Annotated in this window: 16 protein-coding genes; 9 read left to right on the forward strand and 7 right to left on the reverse strand. The window is 73.0% G+C overall.

All coding sequences use genetic code 11. The features are described from left to right. Positions 1 to 156: 156 nt before the first annotated feature. Positions 157 to 639, reverse strand: a complete 483-nt coding sequence (locus IF89_RS0117480) for a DUF6098 family protein (protein WP_234327790.1) — start codon at positions 637 to 639, stop codon at positions 157 to 159. Between the two features lie 234 nt (positions 640 to 873). Here IF89_RS0117480 and IF89_RS0117485 point away from each other — a divergent pair, with 234 nt between their 5' ends. After that, the gene (locus IF89_RS0117485; protein ID WP_030768281.1) at positions 874 to 2,073 is read left to right on the forward strand and encodes a PP2C family protein-serine/threonine phosphatase; all 1,200 of its coding nucleotides are present in this window, start codon (positions 874 to 876) and stop codon (positions 2,071 to 2,073) included. 6 nt (positions 2,074 to 2,079) lie between these two features. Here IF89_RS0117485 and IF89_RS0117490 read toward each other — a convergent pair whose 3' ends face one another. Continuing rightward, the gene (locus tag IF89_RS0117490; protein ID WP_051807168.1) at positions 2,080 to 4,518 is read right to left on the reverse strand and encodes a SpoIIE family protein phosphatase; all 2,439 of its coding nucleotides are present in this window, start codon (positions 4,516 to 4,518) and stop codon (positions 2,080 to 2,082) included. 200 nt (positions 4,519 to 4,718) lie between these two features. Here IF89_RS0117490 and IF89_RS0117495 point away from each other — a divergent pair, with 200 nt between their 5' ends. Further along, positions 4,719 to 4,967 (forward strand): type II toxin-antitoxin system RelE family toxin, encoded by a 249-nt coding sequence (locus IF89_RS0117495; protein WP_030768287.1) that lies wholly within the window; start codon positions 4,719 to 4,721, stop codon positions 4,965 to 4,967. 117 nt (positions 4,968 to 5,084) lie between these two features. Further along, positions 5,085 to 6,089 (forward strand): dihydroxyacetone kinase subunit DhaK, encoded by a 1,005-nt coding sequence (gene dhaK, locus IF89_RS0117500; RefSeq protein ID WP_030768290.1) that lies wholly within the window; start codon positions 5,085 to 5,087, stop codon positions 6,087 to 6,089. A gap of 105 nt (positions 6,090 to 6,194) precedes the next feature. On the opposite strand, the gene IF89_RS0117505 is transcribed toward dhaK, so the two are convergent. Further along, positions 6,195 to 6,767, reverse strand: a complete 573-nt coding sequence (locus IF89_RS0117505; protein WP_051807170.1) for a DUF2231 domain-containing protein — start codon at positions 6,765 to 6,767, stop codon at positions 6,195 to 6,197. 284 nt (positions 6,768 to 7,051) lie between these two features. Then, a complete protein-coding gene (locus IF89_RS0117510) occupies positions 7,052 to 7,453 on the reverse strand; it encodes an ATP-binding protein (protein ID WP_051807172.1) in 402 nt (133 codons plus the stop codon). A 284-nt stretch (positions 7,454 to 7,737) separates the two neighbouring features. Here IF89_RS0117510 and IF89_RS0117515 point away from each other — a divergent pair, with 284 nt between their 5' ends. Beyond that, a complete protein-coding gene (locus tag IF89_RS0117515; protein ID WP_030768300.1) occupies positions 7,738 to 8,637 on the forward strand; it encodes an SDR family oxidoreductase in 900 nt (299 codons plus the stop codon). A gap of 38 nt (positions 8,638 to 8,675) precedes the next feature. On the opposite strand, the gene IF89_RS0117520 is transcribed toward IF89_RS0117515, so the two are convergent. Genes IF89_RS0117520 through IF89_RS0117530 form a run of 3 tightly spaced genes read right to left on the reverse strand, consistent with a single transcriptional unit; the run spans position 8,676 to position 12,300 of the window. Further along, positions 8,676 to 11,027 carry an ABC transporter permease gene (locus tag IF89_RS0117520; protein WP_030768304.1) on the reverse strand — a complete coding sequence of 784 codons (2,352 nt, stop codon included), beginning with the start codon at positions 11,025 to 11,027 and terminating at the stop codon, positions 8,676 to 8,678. 2 nt (positions 11,028 to 11,029) lie between these two features. Further along, on the reverse strand, positions 11,030 to 11,797 hold the full coding sequence (locus tag IF89_RS0117525; RefSeq protein ID WP_030768306.1) for an ABC transporter ATP-binding protein: 768 nt from the start codon (positions 11,795 to 11,797) through the stop codon (positions 11,030 to 11,032). Beyond that, positions 11,794 to 12,300, reverse strand: coding sequence for a PadR family transcriptional regulator (locus IF89_RS0117530; protein WP_030768308.1), 507 nt, complete (start codon positions 12,298 to 12,300; stop codon positions 11,794 to 11,796). The genes IF89_RS0117525 and IF89_RS0117530 overlap by 4 nt, the downstream gene beginning before the upstream one ends. Positions 12,301 to 12,466: 166 nt before the next feature. Here IF89_RS0117530 and IF89_RS0117535 point away from each other — a divergent pair, with 166 nt between their 5' ends. The 5 genes from IF89_RS0117535 (at position 12,467) to IF89_RS0117555 (ending at position 19,360) form a co-directional block, all read left to right on the forward strand. Further along, entirely contained in the window at positions 12,467 to 13,741 is a 1,275-nt protein-coding gene (locus IF89_RS0117535; protein ID WP_030768311.1) for an ABC transporter substrate-binding protein, read from the forward strand. A 211-nt stretch (positions 13,742 to 13,952) separates the two neighbouring features. Then, positions 13,953 to 15,638 carry a glycoside hydrolase family 13 protein gene (locus tag IF89_RS0117540; RefSeq protein WP_030768314.1) on the forward strand — a complete coding sequence of 562 codons (1,686 nt, stop codon included), beginning with the start codon at positions 13,953 to 13,955 and terminating at the stop codon, positions 15,636 to 15,638. Between the two features lie 89 nt (positions 15,639 to 15,727). Continuing rightward, a complete protein-coding gene (locus tag IF89_RS0117545) occupies positions 15,728 to 17,059 on the forward strand; it encodes an ABC transporter substrate-binding protein (protein WP_030768318.1) in 1,332 nt (443 codons plus the stop codon). Between the two features lie 10 nt (positions 17,060 to 17,069). Continuing rightward, entirely contained in the window at positions 17,070 to 18,404 is a 1,335-nt protein-coding gene (locus IF89_RS0117550; protein ID WP_030768320.1) for an ABC transporter permease subunit, read from the forward strand. Continuing rightward, complete coding sequence (locus IF89_RS0117555; RefSeq protein WP_078628360.1) at positions 18,401 to 19,360, forward strand: carbohydrate ABC transporter permease; 960 nt, start codon at positions 18,401 to 18,403, stop codon at positions 19,358 to 19,360. Before IF89_RS0117550 ends, IF89_RS0117555 begins: the two co-directional genes overlap by 4 nt. The last annotated feature ends 14 nt before the right edge of the window (positions 19,361 to 19,374 follow it).

Here is a 19,374-nt window from a genome sequence, read left to right on the forward strand (position 1 = left end):
TCCTCCTGGTGCATCGCGTTCCGACGTTTCACGGGGCGCCTGCCCTGCTCGCGCCACCTCATCCGCCTGCACGCGCCCGAAATGACTCCGATGGGAAATTCCGGTGCCGGCGGGTTGCTCGGGCCCGCGAGCCCGGCATGATCCAAAAGACGCGCCCTACGCCGTGCGGCCCTGTCCGCGGTGCCCGCCGTGCCGGTCCAGGGGCCCCCACCGGCCGCGCTGCCGTCCGATCTCCTGCGCCGCTTCGTCCATGACCGACCGGTCGATCCACCCCAGCGGCTCGACGGAGGTGACCAGGGGCTCGTTGTCCGGGCCGCGCCCGCTCTCCCTGCCCCGCAGGAGCCATGGACGCACCCGGGGGTCCTTCACATGGGGAAGGTGGGCGTAGTCGTAGAGCCGGCGGGCCGCCCACACGCGCAGCGGTCGCTCGCTCCACCAGGGTTCGACGTCGAGCGGGCTGGCGGAGAGCCCCGGCAGGGTCACACCGGTGAGGTCGTCGCGGCTGGCGGGCGCCGACAGGTCGATGTCCGGCCCCATCGACCAGCGCACGTACAGGTCCGTCCTGCGGGCGACGATCTCCGTCAGCTCGTCGAGCGTTCTGATCACCGGCAGGGTCGCGTCGTGGTTCTTCTGGTGCACGCACGGCGCTTACCCGGCTCGTGGGCGGACACTCCGGCGGGTCGGGGCACCGTCCGGCCGTAGCCCGAGCGCCTGCCCGCGCTCCGCCCGCCCGCACCGGGCGGAGCGTTTTCCGGAGCCGTCACTTCCCCGTGTCGGTCGGGCCTGTGCGCGGCTCCTTGTTCAAGATGGGCCCCATGGGTTTCCGGCTCCGAAGGAGAGGATGTCGATGGACTGCGACGGGGGAGGGCGCCCGTGGTGAGCGCCGGCGGCTCCGACGAGCTGGGGCCGGTGCTGGCGTGGGTGCTCGACCGCTCCCACGAGGCATCCGCTCTGGAGGTCGCCGGCCTGATCGACGAGGCGGCCCGCCGCCTCGCCGTCGGATCGACCCGGCTGTTCCTCGCCGACCTCCAGCAGAGCCGGCTCAACCCGCTCCCCCAGCCCGGGTGTGAGGGTCCGGACGCGCAGGCCGGTGTCGACATCGAGGGCTCCCTGGCCGGCCTGGCCTACCGCGCCCAGCAGGTGCAGCGGAGCAGGGACGGGAACACCGCCTGGTTCCCCATGGTCGACGGCATCGAACGCATCGGTGTCATGCAGGCCTCCTGCTCCGGACCGGTCGCCGACCGCATGGAGGCGGGCTGCGCACTGGCGAGCCTGGCGACCCTGCTGGTGGTGTCCCAGTCCTCGCACAACGACCTCGTCGTCCGGCACCAGCGGACGAACCCGATGAGCCTGCAGGCGGAACTGCTGTGGGCGTTCCTGCCGCCGCGGACCATCGGCACGCACCGGGCCACGTCCACCGCGATGCTGGAGCCTGCCTACGACATCGGCGGCGACGCCTTCGACCACACGTTCCTCGACGGCACCCTGCACCTGACCATGGTGGACGCGATGGGACATGACCTGGCCTCCGGGGGAGCCAGTGCCGCCGCCATCGCCGCCTGCCGCTCCACGCGCCGCTCCGGCTCCCCCCTCCCCGACATCGCCTCCACCATCGACCGCACCCTGGCCCGGTGGATCCCCGACCGGCTCATGACGGGGGTCATCGCCGAACTGGACACCCACAGCGGCGAGTTCGCGTGGATCAACTGCGGCCACCCGCCACCGCTACTGATCCGCGAGGGCCATGTCCTGCCCCGAGCACTCGAACGCGTCGCCGAGCTGCCGCTCGGCCTCGGGTTCCACGACCACACACCGCCCACCCTCCACCACGCGCGCCTCCAGCCCGGTGACCGCGTACTGATCCACAGCGACGGCGTCACCGAGGCCCGCTCCCCCGACGGCGACCTCTACGGCGAGGAGCGCCTGACCGACACCGTCATCCGCTCCCTCGCGTCGGGGCACAACGCCCCGGAAGCACTGCGCCGGCTGGCCAACAACCTGCTCGCCCACCGGGAGCACCGTCTGCGCGACGACGCCACCATCCTCCTGACCGAATGGCACCCCACCCACTGAACCGGTTCAGGGCGCGTCGGGCACGTGTATCTGCAGGACGCAGATGTCGTCCCGATGGCCCGCACGCCGCTCGGCCAGGGTCCTGGCCAGGAAGCCGCCCCGGCCCTCCCCCACGAGCCGCAAAGCCGTGTCGGAGAGCCTGTCCAACCCGGCCCCCAGGTCCTCGCGCGGCTCCTCCACGAGCCCGTCCGTGTAGAAGAGCAGATGGTCCCCGGGCAGCAGCTCGGTGACCTCCTCCCCGTACGCCGAGCCGAACGCGGCGCCGAGGAGGCTGCCCTCGGGCTGCGCGAGGAAGGCCGCCCCGCCGTCCCGGATCAGCAGCGGCGGGAGGTGCCCCGCACGCACCCAGGTCAGCCGGTGGTCCCAGGGCTGGTAGCGCCCCATGACCATGGTGGCGGTCGCACCGTAGGTGTCCCCGCCGGTGTGCAGGAGCAGGTCGTTGAGCCTGCCGAGGACCTCGGGCAGGGGCGAACCGGTGATGCTCATGCCCTTGGCGGTGAACCGCAGCTGGGCCATCGTGCCCACCGCCGACAGGCCGTGGCCGGCGACGTCCCCGACCACGAACAGTGCGCTGCCGTCCGGGAGTTCGATGGCGGAGTACCAGTCGCCCCCCACGTTCAGCCCGCTCTCCGCGGGGACGTAGGCGACGTCGACACGCAGACCGGCCAGTTCCAGGGACTGCTCGGCGATCGGCAGGAGGGTGTCCTGGAGCCGTGCGGCCAGGGCGCGTTCCGCCTTCAGCATGCCGCGCTGGACGAGGTTGGCACGCTCGCTCTCCTTCAGGGCCATCTCGGCGCCCCGCTGGGCCGTCAGGTCCTGGAAGAACCCGTGCACTTCCACCGGGCTGCCGTCCGCGTCCCGCTGGGATTCCGCGACGATCCGCAGGTGCCGGACCCCGTGTGCGGTGGTGATGCGGAAGGGCTGGTCGATGGCCCCGCCCTCGCCCAGCAGCCGCTGGACGGCCGCGCCCAGCTCCGGCAGGTCCTCCGCCAGCAGGTGCTCCGGCAGTTCCTCCAGGCGCATGGGCCCCAGGGCGGGATCACGGTCGAAGATCGTGTAGACCTGGCCCGACCACGTGATCGCGTCCGTGGTGAGGTTCCAGCCGGCCCAGCCGAGGTTGCCCAGCCGCTGCAAGTCGTCCAGTCTGCGGGTCTCGCGTTCGCTGGTGTCGTGCCGGATCCAGGTCACGACCAGGCGCTCCCCCAGCCGCGACGCCCGGACCGAGTAGACGGACTCCCGGGGGGCTCCGGGGGCCACCTCCTCGTAGACGAAGGGTTCGCTCTCGTAGACCGCGCCGGTCGTCAGCGTGTCCAGGTATCCCTCCCAGACGTCGCTGCCCGCCACCGTCGGGTAGGTCTCCAGGACCTTCCGGCCGATCAGCTCCTTGCCGCGCCGGCCGGCCACGTCCAGCGCCTGCGGCGCCGCCGCGTCGATCCGGTAGTCGTCGACCTGCCCCGTCCGCGAACGCAGCGGGGTCAGCAGGACCGCCGGCCCGGGCAGGGCGTCGAAGACCGCCTGGACGGCGTCGACGTCCTGTCGGAGGTCGAGCCGGTCGGGGCCCCGGTGTGCCCGCAGGGGGCCGGCGCACAGCCTGACGGCGCGCCGCAGCAGGGTCCGGGTGCGGGCGTCGAAGGGCCCGGGCCCGGTACGGAAGAAGCCGACGACGGCGGTCACCGGGCGGTCTCCGGGTACGGGGAGCCAGGCGCGCGAGGGCCACCGCCCGGGCGGATCGCCGATCAGCAGGCAGTGGCCGGCGTCCTGCGCGAGGTCTTCGAGCCACACCGCTTCTTCGGTCTCGACGGCCGCCTGCGCGGCGACCCCGCTCAGCGGCGGGATGTGACGCCACTCCTCGGCCGTGGCGTCGTCGACCCCGGCGTGCCCGGCCAGCTCCAGACCTCCGGCAGCGGCCTCCGTGTAGATCACCACAGCGGCCACGTCCTCCGCATCCTCCAGCACGCCCCGCAGCAGTTCGGCGATCTCGGCAGGGGTACGGACGCCGGCGGCCGCCAAGCCTTCGGCCAAACGGGCGAGGAGCACCTGGCGGTCGGCCGGCGGGCCACCACCGGGGAGGACGTAGCGACTGGTGTCGAAGGGCGTGTGCGCCGGCACGGTCGCGGTGGCCCGTGCGTTGCGCTCGGCGGCCTGCGGGGACTGCCCCGGCCGACCGGCACCGGCTGCCTGGCCCTGGGTGATCCAGCACTCCTCCAGCAGCGACCGCCGGTGCCGCGCGGCGCTGTCGAGCAATTCCTGGTGGGCGGCTTCCGGCGGCAGGCCCGTCCGGGCCATCACGATGCCCTTGGCGCGCTCCAGGACGGCCGTCATCGACGCCTGTGCCTCCAGGTCCACCACCTCGGCCCGGAGCCGGGCCACGACCTTGGCCAGCGCCAGCGTCTCGGAACTCGCGCCGCCACCCTCGGCAGTGGGCACCACGGAATCGCCATCCATACGTCGAGCATTCCACTCCCTCCACCCGTCCTACCCGCTCCGGCCGTGGCCGTTCGCGCTGCAGCCCGTCGGCGGCGGCAGCTGGGGGCACGGGATGCCGCAGGCGTACGGGGCGCAGCCCCCGGGCAGGCGCCGGGTGAGGTCCGCCCGGCTCGCGTACCCGCCCGCCGGGCTCCGTCCCGGTGGAGGGAGGGCGGCGGATGACGTACGGCATCGTGTGGGAGGAGACCGCCGTGTACGCGGCGGCCCGACACCTCGACGACGATCCGGCCGGACTGCGTCAACTGCTGTTCGCCGTGGAACTGCTGTCGGGCGAGCCGCGCCCGCAGGGCGCTGCCGTGCTCGGGTCGGGCCTGCGCCGGATCCACGTCGGCCGCTACCGCGTGGTGTACACCCTCGCCCGTGATCCGGGAGCGGTGGTCATCCTGCACGTGGGCCGCTTGGGATGAGCGGCCACCCGGCCCGTCCGCCTGTTGCCGGGGGGCGGGCTCCCTTACCGTCGAAGTGAGCGGTGCGCGGTCGGCATGCCCTCGGAGAGTCACTGTCAGCCCACTGGGAGATGCGCCATGAACATGCTGATCAACAGTCCCGACACCGTGGTGGCCGACGCCCTGCGGGGGCTGGCCGCCGCCCATCCCGAACTGGACGTGGACGCGCAGGCCCGGGTCATCGTACGGAGGGGTGCGAGCGAAGGCGGGCGGGTGGGCCTGGTGTCCGGTGGCGGCTCCGGGCACGAGCCACTGCACGGCGGCTTCGTCGGCCCCGGCATGCTCTCCGCCGCCTGTCCGGGCGAGGTGTTCACCTCCCCGGTGCCCGACCAGGTCCTGCGCGCCGCCAAGGCGGTGGACTCCGGCCGGGGCGTGCTCTTCATCGTGAAGAACTACACCGGTGACGTCCTCAACTTCGACATGGCAGCCGAACTCGCGGAGGAGGACGGCATCCGCGTCCAGCGCGTGCTGGTCGACGACGACGTGGCCGTCACCGACAGCCTGTACACGGCGGGCCGGCGCGGCACGGGCGCCACCCTCTTCGTCGAGAAGATCGCCGGTGCCGCGGCCGAGGAGGGTGCCCCGCTGGAGGAGGTCGCCGCGGTGGCCGGGCGGGTCAACAAGGCCTCCCGCAGCTTCGGCGTGGCGTTGAGCGCCTGCACCACGCCCGCCAAGGGCAGCCCCACCTTCGACCTGCCGGACGGCGAACTCGAACTCGGCATCGGGATCCACGGCGAACCGGGGCGGGAGCGCCGCCCGATGATGTCGGCCCGTGAGATCGCGGACTTCGCGGTGGGCGCCGTCCTGGACGACCTGGCGGACGTGGCCCCGGCCGACGGGCCGGTCCTGGCCCTGGTGAACGGCATGGGTGCGACACCGCTGCTGGAGCTGTACGGGTTCCACGCCGAGGTGGCGCGGGTGCTCGCGGACCGCGGGGTGCCGGTGGCGCGGACCCTCGTCGGGAACTACGTCACGTCGCTGGACATGGCGGGCTGCTCGGTGACGCTGTGCCGCGCCGATGACGAACTCCTGCGGCTGTGGGACGCACCTGTGCAGACGCCGGCACTGCGCTGGGGCCGCTGAGCAGGACGGTTCCCCGAGCCGCCGGGACGCGTACGCATCGCCGTGCCGGCCGCCCGGGGCGGCCGCGCAGGGCGGGAGCCCGCGGGCACTTCCCGAGGCGACGACTCAGCCGGCGGGATGCGGTCCGACGGCCTGGCGGTAGGCGATGTGGCCGCCGAGGGCGCCGGAGACGGCCACCGCCGCCATCCCGGCCCACGACCACAGCCTGCCCTTCGCCGGGCGGCCGCCGAGGCGCGCCGCCAGGGAGACCGCGTAGCAGCCGACGACCGCCGCGTTGGAGACGGCGTGGACGAGACCGACCCGGGCCTGTTCGGGCGGCATGTCGGCCCAGTCCGTCCAGCCGGCGATCGCGGCCGGGGCCACGCCGGCGAGGCCGACGGCCGTCAGGGTCGTGGCTGCGCGGGCCTCTCCGGGCATGACGTCGAGTACGGCTGCGGAGAGCCAGCATCCGATGGGCACCTGTACGAGAAAGGGGTGCACGGGGTGGCCCAGCGGCCTACCCCGCAGTACGTCCCGCACGTCACCCAGCGGGAGGGAGCGGATTCCCCGCTGGAGGATGCGGATCGCCGGGTCTGCCAGGGTCGTCCGTTCCATGCGGTCCAGGGTGGTGAGCCACCATCCGGAAGCGGCGTGCAGGGCGGGGACGGCCTTCGTGGGGTCGAGGGTTTTCGTGTTCATGGAGGGCGCTTACCCGGCTTGGGTCCGCCGCCCCACGTCGCTGTCGGCCGAATGGGACGACACCGTTCACGGAAGACGCCGCGGCGTCCTCCCGGGACCGGCTCCGACGTCCCGGGGCTCTGCGGTTTACGTCGGCTCCTGCCGGACAGACGCCGAGCGGGGAGCCGTGGCCAGTGGTACGGCCCCCGTCCGAGGCCCGGCCGCCGACCTCCTCCCACCTCCTCCAGGTCGCGACCGGGTCCCGCTCCGCCCGGCCCGGTGCGCGGAGCGTCTCCCCCCGACGGTCACGGCCCGAGGTCGAGGTCCGCCCAGACCGTCTTCCCGCGGCCGTTGGGCCGCCAACCCCACTGCCGCGCGAGGCGGTCGACGAGGAACAGGCCGTGGCCGCCTATGGAGCCGGGCCGGTGCTCGCGGAGCCGGGGAGGTGCGGCGCTGGGGTCGGTGACGGCGATCTGCAGCAGGCGGTCGTGGTGAGCCAGGGTCAGACGGTGAATCCCGTCGGCATGTTCGACGGCATTGGCGAGCAGCTCGGCCGCGACCAGCACGGCGTCCTGACCTCGGCCGACCAGACCCCAGTCGGACAGGGTCCGGCGTACCCAGGCGAGCCCGGCGCTGCATGCCGCCGTGCCCGCGGTGGTGCGGAGGTCGATCTCGCGATGGTGCGCGGCGGAAGGCGGTGGGCCCATGGCCACTCCTCGGCAGCCCGACGGCGTGTGCTTCCCCGCGCCTGCCCCTGACACGTCGGGATACACGGGCGCGAGCGCGCCTGACGGGCGAATGCGCCTTCGGAGCCCCGGCCGCGTCATCGGGCATCCGGCCGCGACACCACGCCCGCTGTTCGGAGGAAGCGGTGGATACCGCTCGGACGCCTGGGTAACCGTAGGAAGCCCCAGAAAACGACCCCGCCGTGAGCTGTCGGCCCGTCTGCGCCGGACACCGCTCGTCGGCGGCCGAACAGGACAGTGAGCCCATGACCTCCCAGCCTGAGCCCGGCCCCCGCCTCACCGATCCGGTGCACCTCCACCCTCGCCCGCCGTTTCCCGAGCAGGAGCAGGACCACCCCGGTTCGACGGAGGCGATGGATCCCCGCCCCGATCACGGCGAGGACAGCTACCGCGGCCACGGCCTGCTGCTCGACCGCAGGGCCCTGGTCACCGGAGGTGACTCGGGGATCGGCCGGGCGGTCTGCCTGGCCTTCGCCCGGGAGGGCGCCGACGTCGTCTTCACCCACCTGCCCGAGGAGGCTGCGGAGGCCGAGGAGACCGCACGCCTGGTCCGCGAAGCAGGCCGCACCGCGGTGTCCGTCGCCTGCGACATCCGCGACGAGGAGCAGTGCACCGCCCTCGTCGGGCGGACGGTCGACGCCCTCGGCGGGATCGACCTCCTGGTCAACAACGCCGCCTACCAAATGTCGCAGCCCGACGGGATCGAAGCGATCACCACCGAGCAGTTCGACCGGGTGATGAAGACCAACCTGTACGGGATGTTCTGGCTCACGAAGGCCGCACTGGCCCATATGCCGCGCGGCGGCTCGGTCGTCAACACCACGTCCGTCCAGGGCTACCAGCCGAGCCCGCATCTCCTCGACTACGCGATGACCAAGTCGGCGATCATCTCCTTCACCCAGGGGTTGGCGCAGATGCTGGCCGAGCGGGGCATCCGGGTCAACGCCGTCGCCCCCGGCCCGGTCTGGACGCCGCTGATCCCCGCGACGATGCCGGACCCGACGGAGTTCGGCGAGCAGTCACCGCTGGGGCGGCCCGCCCAGCCCGCGGAGCTGGCACCCGTCTTCGTCTTCCTCGCCTCGGCCCATGCCTCCTGCATCACCGGGGAGATCGTCAACGCCACCGGCGGAACGCCCCTGCCGTAGCCTCCGCCCTCGGACCGGACACGCGGCGGCGCCGGTGGTCAGAGGGTCTCGCTCAGCGAGTCCGCCAGCCGGCGCCGTGCCGTCCGGGTCGCCGGCAGCACCGCTGCCGCGACCGCGCCCAGCACCGCGGCCCCGACCACGGTCGCGAGCACCGGTAGCGGCGGCAGGTGTGCGATGCCCGCGCCGATACCGCTGGACGCGCCCTGGGTGTCCACGAGCCTGCTGCCGGCCAGGACGCCCACCGCCGTCCCCACCAGTGCGGAGGCGAGTGCGGTCAGGCCGGCGGCCGTCACGATCATCGCGCCGATCTGCCGGGGCGTCAGCCCGATGGCCTTCAGGGCGAGCAGGTCCCGGCCGCGGTCGCGCACGCCCGTACCGACGAGGGTGAGCAGTTCGATCAGCCCGATGAGCGCCAGCACCGCGATCAGGGCGCCGATCACCCCGCGGGCCGGTTCCAGCCGGTCGGCCGGATTGGGCGTCTCACGGATCTCCAGGGTTGCGCCGGCCGCCGCGGCGAGGGCGCCGCTCACGGCCCGCGGGTCGGCCCCGCCGCGCAGTTCCAGGGCGTAGTAGGCGGGCTTCAGCTGCGGGTCGCGCTCGCGCAGCGCGTCGAGGGTGGTGGTGATGACCCGGCCGCCGGATTCGGGCTCGATGGTGCGACCCACGAGGTGCAGGATCTGCGGCCGTCCGCCGACGGTCATCCGGACCCAGTCGCCGACGCGCACGCCCAGCAGGTCCAGCAGTCCCTGGCCGGCCACGGCTTCGTCGGGGCCGGCCACCGCGCGCCCCTCCACCACCGCGGACGGGTAGGGCTGCCGGGCGGTGCCGAGGCCGCGCAGGGTGATGGTGCCGGTCTGTCCGGGTACCAGCGCCGCCATCTCCGCGCCCGGGTGGACGGCGGCGACATCGGGGACCGTCGCGAGGATCTTGGCCAACTCGGTGCCGGACGGCCCGGCGCCCTGCTCGGACCGTACGGTGAGTGCCGCGGCCAGTCCCACCTGGGCGGGGCGGCTGCGGAACTGGTCCAGCGTCGACCAGGCGACGAGGGCGACCGTGATGAGCACCAGGGGCAGTGCGAGCCGGATCACCGGTACGAGCGTCCGCCCGCGGCAGGGGAACGCCGCCCGCCACCCGAGGAGGAGCGCGGGCGGCACCCGCATCCCGAGGGCCCGTTTGCCGAGGGCGGTCATCGGCGACGCGGACGGCAGCGCCGCCCTGGCCACCGGAACCGGGGGGACGCGTCCGGCCCGCCATGCGGAGAGGCCGGTGGACGCGGCGATGAGCAGGACCGCGCCCCCGGGGATGCCGATCATCAGGGCGGTGTGCCCGGGGAGGTCCTTCCAGACGGCGGCCGCTTCGCCGATCCGGCCGGGTATGCGGGCGCCGAGGAGGGCGATCGCCGTGGTGCCGAGGGCCACCCCGAGGAGCGCGAAGGCCAGGTGCTGGACGAGGAAGCCACGGGTGACCTGGCCGGGGGTGAAGCCGATGGCCTTGAGGACCGCGATGTCCCGCAGCTGGCCCCGGACCCGGGCGCCGACCGCTCCGGACGCGGCGAGGGCGGCGGCGAGGAGGGCGCCGAGGCCGAAGACGGCGAACACCGTGCCGAGGAACCGGTCGTCGCCGCCCGCCTCGGCGCGGGCCTGCTGCCACTTGGTGACCTCGGCGACCCGGTCGGCGCCGAGTACGGTGACGGCGCGCTGGACGATGAAGTCGGTGTCGTCGGGGTCCTCCAGGCGCAGCCCGACGCTCTGCCCGGTGGTGGCGCGGGCGATGTCGTCGAGGGTTGCGGGAAGCACCCAGCCGATGCCGGCCGCGCCGCCCGGCCGGTAGCGCGGCTCGGCGGCGTCGGCGGTCCCGCTCACCCGCAGCAGGCGCGGGGCGCCGTCGGGGCCGCTGACGCGGACGGTGTCGCCCGGCTCCGCCCAGAGGGCACGGGCCACCGAGGTCTCCAGTACGACGGCGCCCGGGCCGGAGGCGGGCCGCGGGCCGGTGTCGTCCGCGTCGGGGACGTCGAGCCAGCTGCCCGCGGTGAGGAGCGGCCGCCCGGTGCGCGGGGGCTCGGCGCCGGTGGCGCGGAGCGTCACCCCTGCACGGGCTCCGCGCGAGTCGATCGTGGTGGCGGCGGTGCGGTAGGGCCCGGACAGCGCCTCGACGCCTTCCACACCGGACAGGGCGTCCGCGTCCGCGTCCGCTCCGGCGCGGGTGTGCAGCCAGATGTGCGCGCCCTGGGACTGGTTGAAGACCCGCTGCCACGGGTTCGCGGCGTAGCCGAAGAGCGCGCCGGCCAGCAGGAGCGAGGCGATGACGCCGGCGCTGGCGAGGACGACGAAGAGGGCTTCGCCGCGGTGTGCACGGAAGTCGGCCTGCGCCCAGCGCAGGGTGGCCCGCACCGTCAGTCCTTCAGTTCGAGCACGCCGGAGACGCCGCCGGCCGGCCCGGGGCGTCCGCCGCCGAGCCGGGCGTCGTCGGCTATGCGGCCGTCGAAGAAGCTGATGACGCGGTCGGCGGCGCTGGCCATCCGGGCGTCGTGGGTGACCATCATGATCGTCTGACCGCGCTGGTGGAAGCGGGTGAGCAGGCGCAGCACCTCCCGGGTGCCCTTGCTGTCGAGGCTGCCGGCCGGTTCGTCGGCGAGCAGCAGCGCGGGGTGGTTGACGAGGGCACGGGCGAGGGCGACCCGCTGCTGTTCGCCGCCGGACAGCTCTCCCGGCATGGAGCGCTCGCGGCCTTCGAGGCCGAGTTCGGCGAGCAGTTCGGCGCGGGATGCGCGGGCGGCCTTCGGGGAGGTGCCGGCGAGCAGGGCGGGCAGTTCGACGTTGTCGGCGACGGTGAGGTTGGAGACGAGGTTGAAGAACTGGAAGACGACGCCGATGCTGCGGCGCCTGAGGGCGGCCCAGCGGGCCTCGCGGTAGGTGTCGACGCGTTCGCCGTCGAACCACAGCTTGCCGGCGTCGGGCCGCTGGAGGCCGCCGATCAGGTGCAGGAGGGTGGACTTCCCGGCGCCCGAGGGGCCGGTGACCGCGACGAACTCGCCCGGCCGGACGGAGAGGTCCACGCCGCGGACGGCGGGCACCGGGGCGCCCTCGCCGTGGTGCGTCTTGGTCAGGCCCTCGGCGCGGACGATGGGCACGGCAGGAGCGGCGGTGGCGTCGTCGCTCATTCCAGCTCCTCCTGAATGCGTTCGAGCCAGTCGAGGTCCGCCTGCAGGTGCAGCATGGCGCCCTCGATCAGCAGTTGGGAGATCTTGTTGTCGCGGTCCTCGGCAGCGGCCAGCTTCGACAGGTCCCGCATGGTGTTGAGGTACTGGCGCCGCTGCTTGTTGATCAGGGTGATGGGGTCGGCCAGGCCCGACTGCGGTGCGAGCGCCACCTTCATGAAGAACTCGTCCCGGACCCGGGGCTCCTCGGCGGTGTCCTCGAACCAGGCCAGCACGGCCTCGCGTCCGGCGTCCGTCAGCTTGTACGTGCGCTTGTTGGGCCGACCCGACTGTTCGACGTCCTCGCCCTCGATCAGTCCGCTCTTCTCGAGCCTGCCGAGGGTGACGTAGATCTGGCCGACGTTGGGCTGAGGGTACGCGGCGCCCAGGAGCTTCTCAAGGTCCTGCTTGAGCTCGTAACCGTGCGCAGGGCTACGGGTGAGGAGCGCAAGGAGCGCCTGCCGCACTCGCCCCCTCCTTCCCGCTGCGTAGTCAACTGTTCACTGGCATCCCGTCGGATGTCGCCTGCGTCCGTCACGTCTGCCTGGACGTCTAGTATCGCCCATGCCTAACGGGTATATATAGGCCACGAGGGGTCGGCAGCGCAGCCGGATCGTGCTCTGGGAGGAATCTATGCGGTGGACGCGTGCCGCGGGTAGAGCTCTCCTGGTGGTGGCGGTCGTGCTCGCGGGGTACGCCGGTCTCGGTGTCCGCCCCGGGGAGGGCGCGGCCTCCGGCGCCCGGGGCCCGCTGACGCTGGTGACGGCGGGCGACCTCACCGACTACCTCGGCCCCCTGCTCGACGACTGGAACGAGAGCCGTCCCGGCGAGCGGGTCACCCTGGTCGAGCTGCCGGACTCGGCCGACGAGACCCGGGCCCAGATGATCAGCGAGCTGCGGTCGGGCCGGGGCCGCTTCGACGTGCTGAACATCGACGTCGCCTGGACGTCCGAGTTCGCGGCGGCCGGATGGATCTCCCCGCTCCCCCGGGACCGGTTCCCCCTGGACGCCTTCCTGCGGCCGGTCGTGGACACCGCGACCTTCGACGGCCGCCTGTACGCGGTCCCGTACGTCACGAACGCGGGCCTGCTCTACTACCGCAAGGACCTCCTGGACCGGGCGGGTGTGCAGCCGCCGCGGACCTGGTCCGAGTTGGCCCGCCAGGCCCGCACGATCGCGCCGCAGCACGGGCTGGACGGTTACGCCGGCCAGTTCCTCCCGTACGAGGGGCTGACGGTCAACGTCACCGAGGCGGTGCACTCGGCGGGCGGCTCGATCCTGCGCGACGACGGCGCCCGCGTCACCGTGGACTCCGACGGGGCGCGGGCCGGTCTGCGGTTCCTCGCGGACGGGGTGCGGGAGGGCTGGATCTCCCGCGAGGCGCTCGGCTACAAGGAGGAGGAGTCCCGCAGGGCGTTCCAGGACGGCCGGTTGCTCTTCCTGCGGAACTGGCCCTACGTGTATGCGGACGCGAGCGCGCCGGACTCGGAGGTGGCCGGCCGGTTCGGCGCCGTGCCGCTGCCCGGCGCGGACGGGCCCGGCACCAGCGTGCTGGGCGGTTCCAACCTGGCCGTCAGCAGCAGTGCGCGGCACCCGGCGTCGGCGGCGGACCTGATGGCCTACCTCACCAGCGAGCGGGTGCAGCGACGGGTCCTCACCGAGGGCTCGCTGCCGCCGGTGCGCGCCGCGCTGTACGAGGATCCCGAGCTGGTCCGCGCCCACCCGTACCTGCCGACCCTGCGCGAGAGCGTGCTGTCGGCGGTGCCGCGGCCGAAGAGTCCGCGCTACGACCAGGTGAGCCTCGCCGTGCAGGCCGTGGGGCAGGACGTGATGGCGCTGCGCCAGACGCCGGACGATGCGGTGGCGCGGCTGGCGCGCGAGCTCGGGGCCATTTCCCGCACGGGCTGATCGCACTGGCCTCTCCCTCCGAGGGCTCCTACTTACATGTTAAGTAGGAGCCCTCGTTCGTACACCTGGGCATTCAAGGACATAACACCCCAGCTTTTGCCTGTTTCTGGACACATCGTTGACACGTTCCTGTCGCTGCTACTTAACATGCATGCATAACAGCGCACCTGATCCAGGGCGCTCTCGCATTCAGCAGACAGGTCGACGCGAGATGCTCAGCACCCTTCCGGCCGGTTCCGGTCACCCCTCCCGCAGCGCCGCAGCCGCCGCCCCTTCCACCCCCTGGTGGCGTGACGCGGTGATCTACCAGGTCTACGTCCGCAGCTTCCTCGACAGCACCGGGGACGGGGTCGGCGATCTCGCCGGCGTCCGCGCCGGTCTGCCCTACCTGCGCAAGCTCGGGGTCGACGGCATCTGGCTCAGCCCCTTCTACCCGTCGCCGCAGCACGACCACGGCTACGACGTGGCGGACTACTGCGGCGTCGACCCGGTCTACGGCGACCTCGCCGAATTCGACCGGCTCGTGTCCGACGCCCACCGGCTCGGGCTCAAGCTGCTGCTCGACATCGTGCCCAACCACTGCTCCAGCGAGCACCCGTGGTTCCGTGCGGCGCTCGCCGCGGAGCCCGGCAGCGCGCCGCGCTCCCGCTTCCACTTCGCGCCGGGCCGCGGGGCCGACGGCGCGGAGCCGCCCAACAACTGGCGTGCCATGTTCGGGGGGCCGGCCTGGAGCCGGACCACCGGTACGGACGGCACCCCCGGCGAGTGGTACCTGCACCTCTTCACGCCCGAGCAGCCCGACCTGAACTGGCGCGACCCCGTCGTGGGCGACGACTTCGAGCGGGTGCTGCGCTTCTGGCTGGACCGGGGCGTCGACGGTTTCCGTATCGACGTCGCCGCCGGCCTGTTCAAGCACCCCGAACTGCCCGACTCGGACGACCCCGGCGCGGACGAGCGGGCCCGCGACGCCGTCAACCAGCTGGCCTGGAACCGGCCCGAGGTACACGGCGTGTGGCGCCGCTGGCGCGCGGTCTGCGAGGAGTACACCGCCCGGGACGGTCACGAGCGGCTGCTGGTCGGCGAGGTGTCCGTGCCCACCGCACGCGAGCACGCCGCATACGTCCGCCCCGACGAGCTGCACCAGGCGTTCTTCTTCGACCTGCTCAGCGCCCCCTGGGACGCCGCCGCCTTCCGTGCCACGATCACCGAGGCGATGCGCGACATCGCGGGCACCGGATCGACCGTCACCTGGGTCCTCAACAACCACGACCAGGTCCGCACGGTCACCCGGTACGCGGGCGAACCGGGTGTCGAGGGCAGCGGACTGGGAGCGGCGCGCGCCCGCGCCGCGGCCCTGCTGATGCTCGCACTGCCCGGCGCCGCCTACGTCTACCAGGGCGAGGAGCTCGGCCTCCCGGAGGTCCTCGACCTGCCCGACGAGGTCCTCACCGACCCCATCTTCCGCCGTACGGGCAGCCGCAAGCACATACGGGACGGCTGCCGGGTGCCCCTGCCCTGGTCCGGGCACGCCTCCCCCTTCGGCTTCAGCCAGGAGACCGCCGGCGTCAAGCCCTGGCTGCCGCAGCCCGAGTGGTTCGCCGAGCACGCCACCGACCGCGCCCTCGCCGACACCCGCTCCTTCTGGCACCTCTACCGCGACGGCCTGCAGTTGCGGCGCACCCTGCCGCAGCTCGGCGAGGGCACCCTGCGCTGGCTGGACGCCCCCGCGCAGGTCCTGGCCATGGCCCGCGGCGAAGGGCTGATCTGCGCGGTGAACTTCGGCACCGAGCCGGTACCGGCCCCGGTCCCCGGCACCCCGCTGCTCGCCAGCGGGCCCTGTCCCGACGGGGTGCTGCCAGCGGCGACAGCGGCCTGGTGGACGGGCGACCACCCGTAGTCCTTCTCCCGCGCCCCCTCGCCCCCGATCCCGCAATCCCCGGCCAGCACCTCCCCAGCCGGCTCCGGACTTCCCCGAAAGGACTTCTCATGCGACGACCCAGCAGGACCACCCGCCGCAGCGCTGCCACCGCGGCGGCCGCCCTCGCCCTCTCCCTCGCCGCCACCGCCTGCGGCGGCACCACTGGACCGGCGGGCGGCGGCGACCTCGGCGGCCAGACCGTCACCGTCGCCGGCGTCTGGACCGGCGCGGAGCAGCAGAGCTTCAAGAAGGTCCTCGACGCCTTCACCCAGAAGACGGGCGCCAAGACCGTCTTCGTGCCCTCCGGCGACAACGTCTCCACCTTCGTCGGAAGCAAGATCGAGGGCGGCAACGCGCCCGACGTGGTCATGGTGCCCCAGGTCGGCGTGCTCCAGCAGTTCGCGAAGAAGGGCTGGCTCCAGCCCCTTTCCGACCAGACCTCCCGGACCGCCGGGTCCACCCTCGCCCCGGTGTGGAAGAACTACGGCACCGTCGACGGCCAGTACTACGGCCTCTACTTCAAGGCCGCCCACAAGTCGACGGTCTGGTACGCCCCCGAGGCCTTCGCCCAGGCCGGCGTCGACGAGCCCAAGAGCTACAGCGACATGCTCAAGACCGGCCGCACCCTCGCGGACTCCGGCCGCCCGGCCTTCGCCATAGCCGGCGAGGACGGCTGGACGCTCACCGACTGGTTCGAGAACATCTACCTCTCCCAGGCCGGACCGGAGAAGTACGACCAGCTCGCCCAGCACCAGCTGAAGTGGACCGACGAGAGCGTGGTCAGGGCCCTGACCACCCTGGGTGAACTGTTCAAGGACAAGCAGCTCGTCGCCGGCGGCGCCCAGGCCGCGCTGGGGACCGACTTCCCCACGTCGGTCGCGCAGGTCTTCGGACCCGAGCCCAAGGCGGGCATGGTCTACGAGGGGGACTTCGTCGGCGGCGTCGCCAAGGGCCAGTTCGGCAAGAAGCTCGGGCAGGACGCCAAGTTCTTCCCGTTCCCCTCCGTCGACGGCGGCAGGCCGCCGGTGGTCAGCGGCGGTGACGCGGCGGTCGTCCTGAAGGACGGCAAGAACGGCACGGCGGGCATGAAGCTCGTCGAGTTCCTGGCGAGCGCCGAGGCGGCCGAGGTCTGGGCGGGCGCGGGCGGCTTCCTCTCCCCCAACAACGAGGTCGACTTCGCCGCGTACGGCGACGACACCACCCGCAGCACCGCCAACTCGCTCATCGCGGCGGGCAACTCGATCCGCTTCGACATGTCGGACCAGGCCCCTGCGGCGTTCGGCGGCACCAAGGGTGCCGGCGAGTGGAAGCTGCTCCAGGACTTCCTGCGCGACCCCTCCGACCCGCAGGGCACCGCGGCGAAGCTCGAAGCCGAGGCCGCCAAGGCCTACGGGAACTGAGGCGACCGACATGGCTGACACCGTCACCGCCCGCCCCGCGGCCGACGGGCGGCGCCTCGCCCGGCGCAGGAAGCGCCGCCTCGCGGTCCTCTTCGTCCTGCCGGCCCTGCTGCTGCTCGGCGCGCTGGTCGTCTACCCCGTCCTCTTCTCGTTCGGCCGCAGTCTCTTCGACGCGGACGGGGACCGGTTCGTCGGAGCCGCGAACTACGCGGCCCTCGTGCAGGATCCGGCCACTCTGAAGGCGATCCGCAACAGCGCCGTCTGGGTGGTCGTCGCCCCGACCCTGCTCACCGGGCTCGGCCTGATGCTCGCCGTGCTCACCGAGAAGGTGCGCTGGGCGACCGCGTTCAAGCTGGTGCTGTTCCTGCCGATGGCCGTGTCCTTCCTGGCCGCGGGCATCATCTTCCGACTCGCCTACGAGCAGGACCCCGACCGGGGCGTGCTCAACGCCGCCGCCGCCGCCGTCCACGACGGCTTCGACGACGCCGCCGCCTATCCGACGGCCCGGGCCCGGGAGGGCCACGGGCTGACGGGCTCGGCGGGCGGCCCGTACAACACGGCGGACACCGTGCGGCCCGGGGACACCCTCAACCTGGGGTTCATCGGGATCGCACCCGACGCGGTACCTGCGGGCGCCGAGGCCGCGGCAGCGGGTGCGGGTGGGGGTGCCGACGCGATCACGGGCGTCGTCCACCTCGACTTCGCGCCCGGCGGCGCGGGCACGCCCGGCCGGGTCGACGCCGGCGAGAAGGGCCTGCCCGGCATGACGGTCGAGGCCGTACGGGACGGGCGGGTCGCAGCGACCGCCACCTCGGCCGAGGACGGCTCCTTCCGCCTCACCGGGCTGGCCGACGGCGCGTACACCGTCCGGCTGCCCGCGGCCAACTTCGAAGCCCCGTACCAGGGGGTGAACTGGCTCGGTCCGGCCCTGGTCACTCCGGCGATCATCGGTGCCTACCTGTGGGTCTGGACCGGTTTCTCGATGGTCCTCATCGGCGCCGGCCTCGCCGCGATCCCGCGTGACGCGCTGGAGGCGGCGCGCATGGACGGCGCCACCGAGGGCCAGATCTTCCGCAAGATCACCGTCCCGCTCCTGGCGCCGGTCCTGACCGTCGTCTTCGTGACCCTGGTGATCAATGTGATGAAGGTCTTCGACCTCGTCTGGATCATCGCGCCGGGGCCGGTCCAGGAGGAGGCGAACGTCCTGGCCACCCGCATGTGGATGGTGTCCTTCGGCGGCGGCAACGACCAGGGGCTCGGCAGCGCGCTCAGCATGGTCCTGCTGCTGCTCGTCGTCCCGGCGATGATCTTCAACGTGCGGCGTTTCCGAAGGAGTGGGGCATGAGCGGCCACAGCACCGTCGAGCGGCGCGGCCCGTCGCCCTCGCTTCCCGGGTCGCCTTCCCCGGCGCCGTCCGCTTCCGCGCCGGCGTCCGGCGCCGCGGCGCCGGGGCGGCGGCACGGGGGCCGGCTGTCGCGCCTCCTGGGCAGCTCCGCCGTCCAGGGTGTCCTGGTCCTGGTCGCCCTCGTGTGGATCACTCCGCTGGCGGGCCTGCTGCTGTCCTCCCTGCGTTCCGAGCAGGACAACGCCAGTGACGGCTGGTGGACGGCGCTGACCGATCCGTCCCAGCTGTCCCTGGACAACTACACGGCCCTGCTGGCCGACTCGGGGATCGGTGCGGCCTTCTGGAACACCGTCCTGATCTCCGTGCCGACCACCGTGCTGGTCGTCGTCGTGGCGGCACTCGCCGGCTACGCCTTCGCGTGGCTGGAGTTCCCCGGCCGGGACGGCATCTTCCTGGTGGTCGTCGGGCTCCTCGTGGTGCCCGTGCAGATCGGCCTGCTCCCCGTGGCGAAACTCTTCGGCGCGGTGGGACTGTTCGGGACGATCGCGGGCGTCGTCCTCTTCCACGTCGCGTACGGGCTGCCGTTCGCGATCTTCCTCCTGCGCAACTACTTCGCGGAGATCCCGAGGGAGATGCTGGAGGCCGCCCGGATGGACGGCGGCAGCGAGTGGCGGATCTTCTCCCGGCTCGTGCTGCCGCTCGGCCGCCCCGCCCTCGCGAGCCTGGCCATCTTCCAGTTCCTCTGGGTCTGGAACGACATGCTCGTGGCGCTGCTCTTCGCGGACACCGGGTCGCAGCCGCTCACGGTCGCCCTGCAGTCCCAGATGCGGCAGTTCGGCAGCAACATCGGCGTCCTGGCGCCGGGTGCGTTCCTGTCCCTGGTGGTACCGCTGGTCGTCTTCTTCGCCTTCCAACGGCACTTCGTCCAGGGCGTGATGGCCGGTTCGGTGAAATAGCGCCCGCCCGGCGA

This window comes from Streptomyces sp. NRRL F-2664 (assembly GCF_000719345.1).
Classification (GTDB): Bacteria; Actinomycetota; Actinomycetes; order Streptomycetales; family Streptomycetaceae; genus Streptomyces.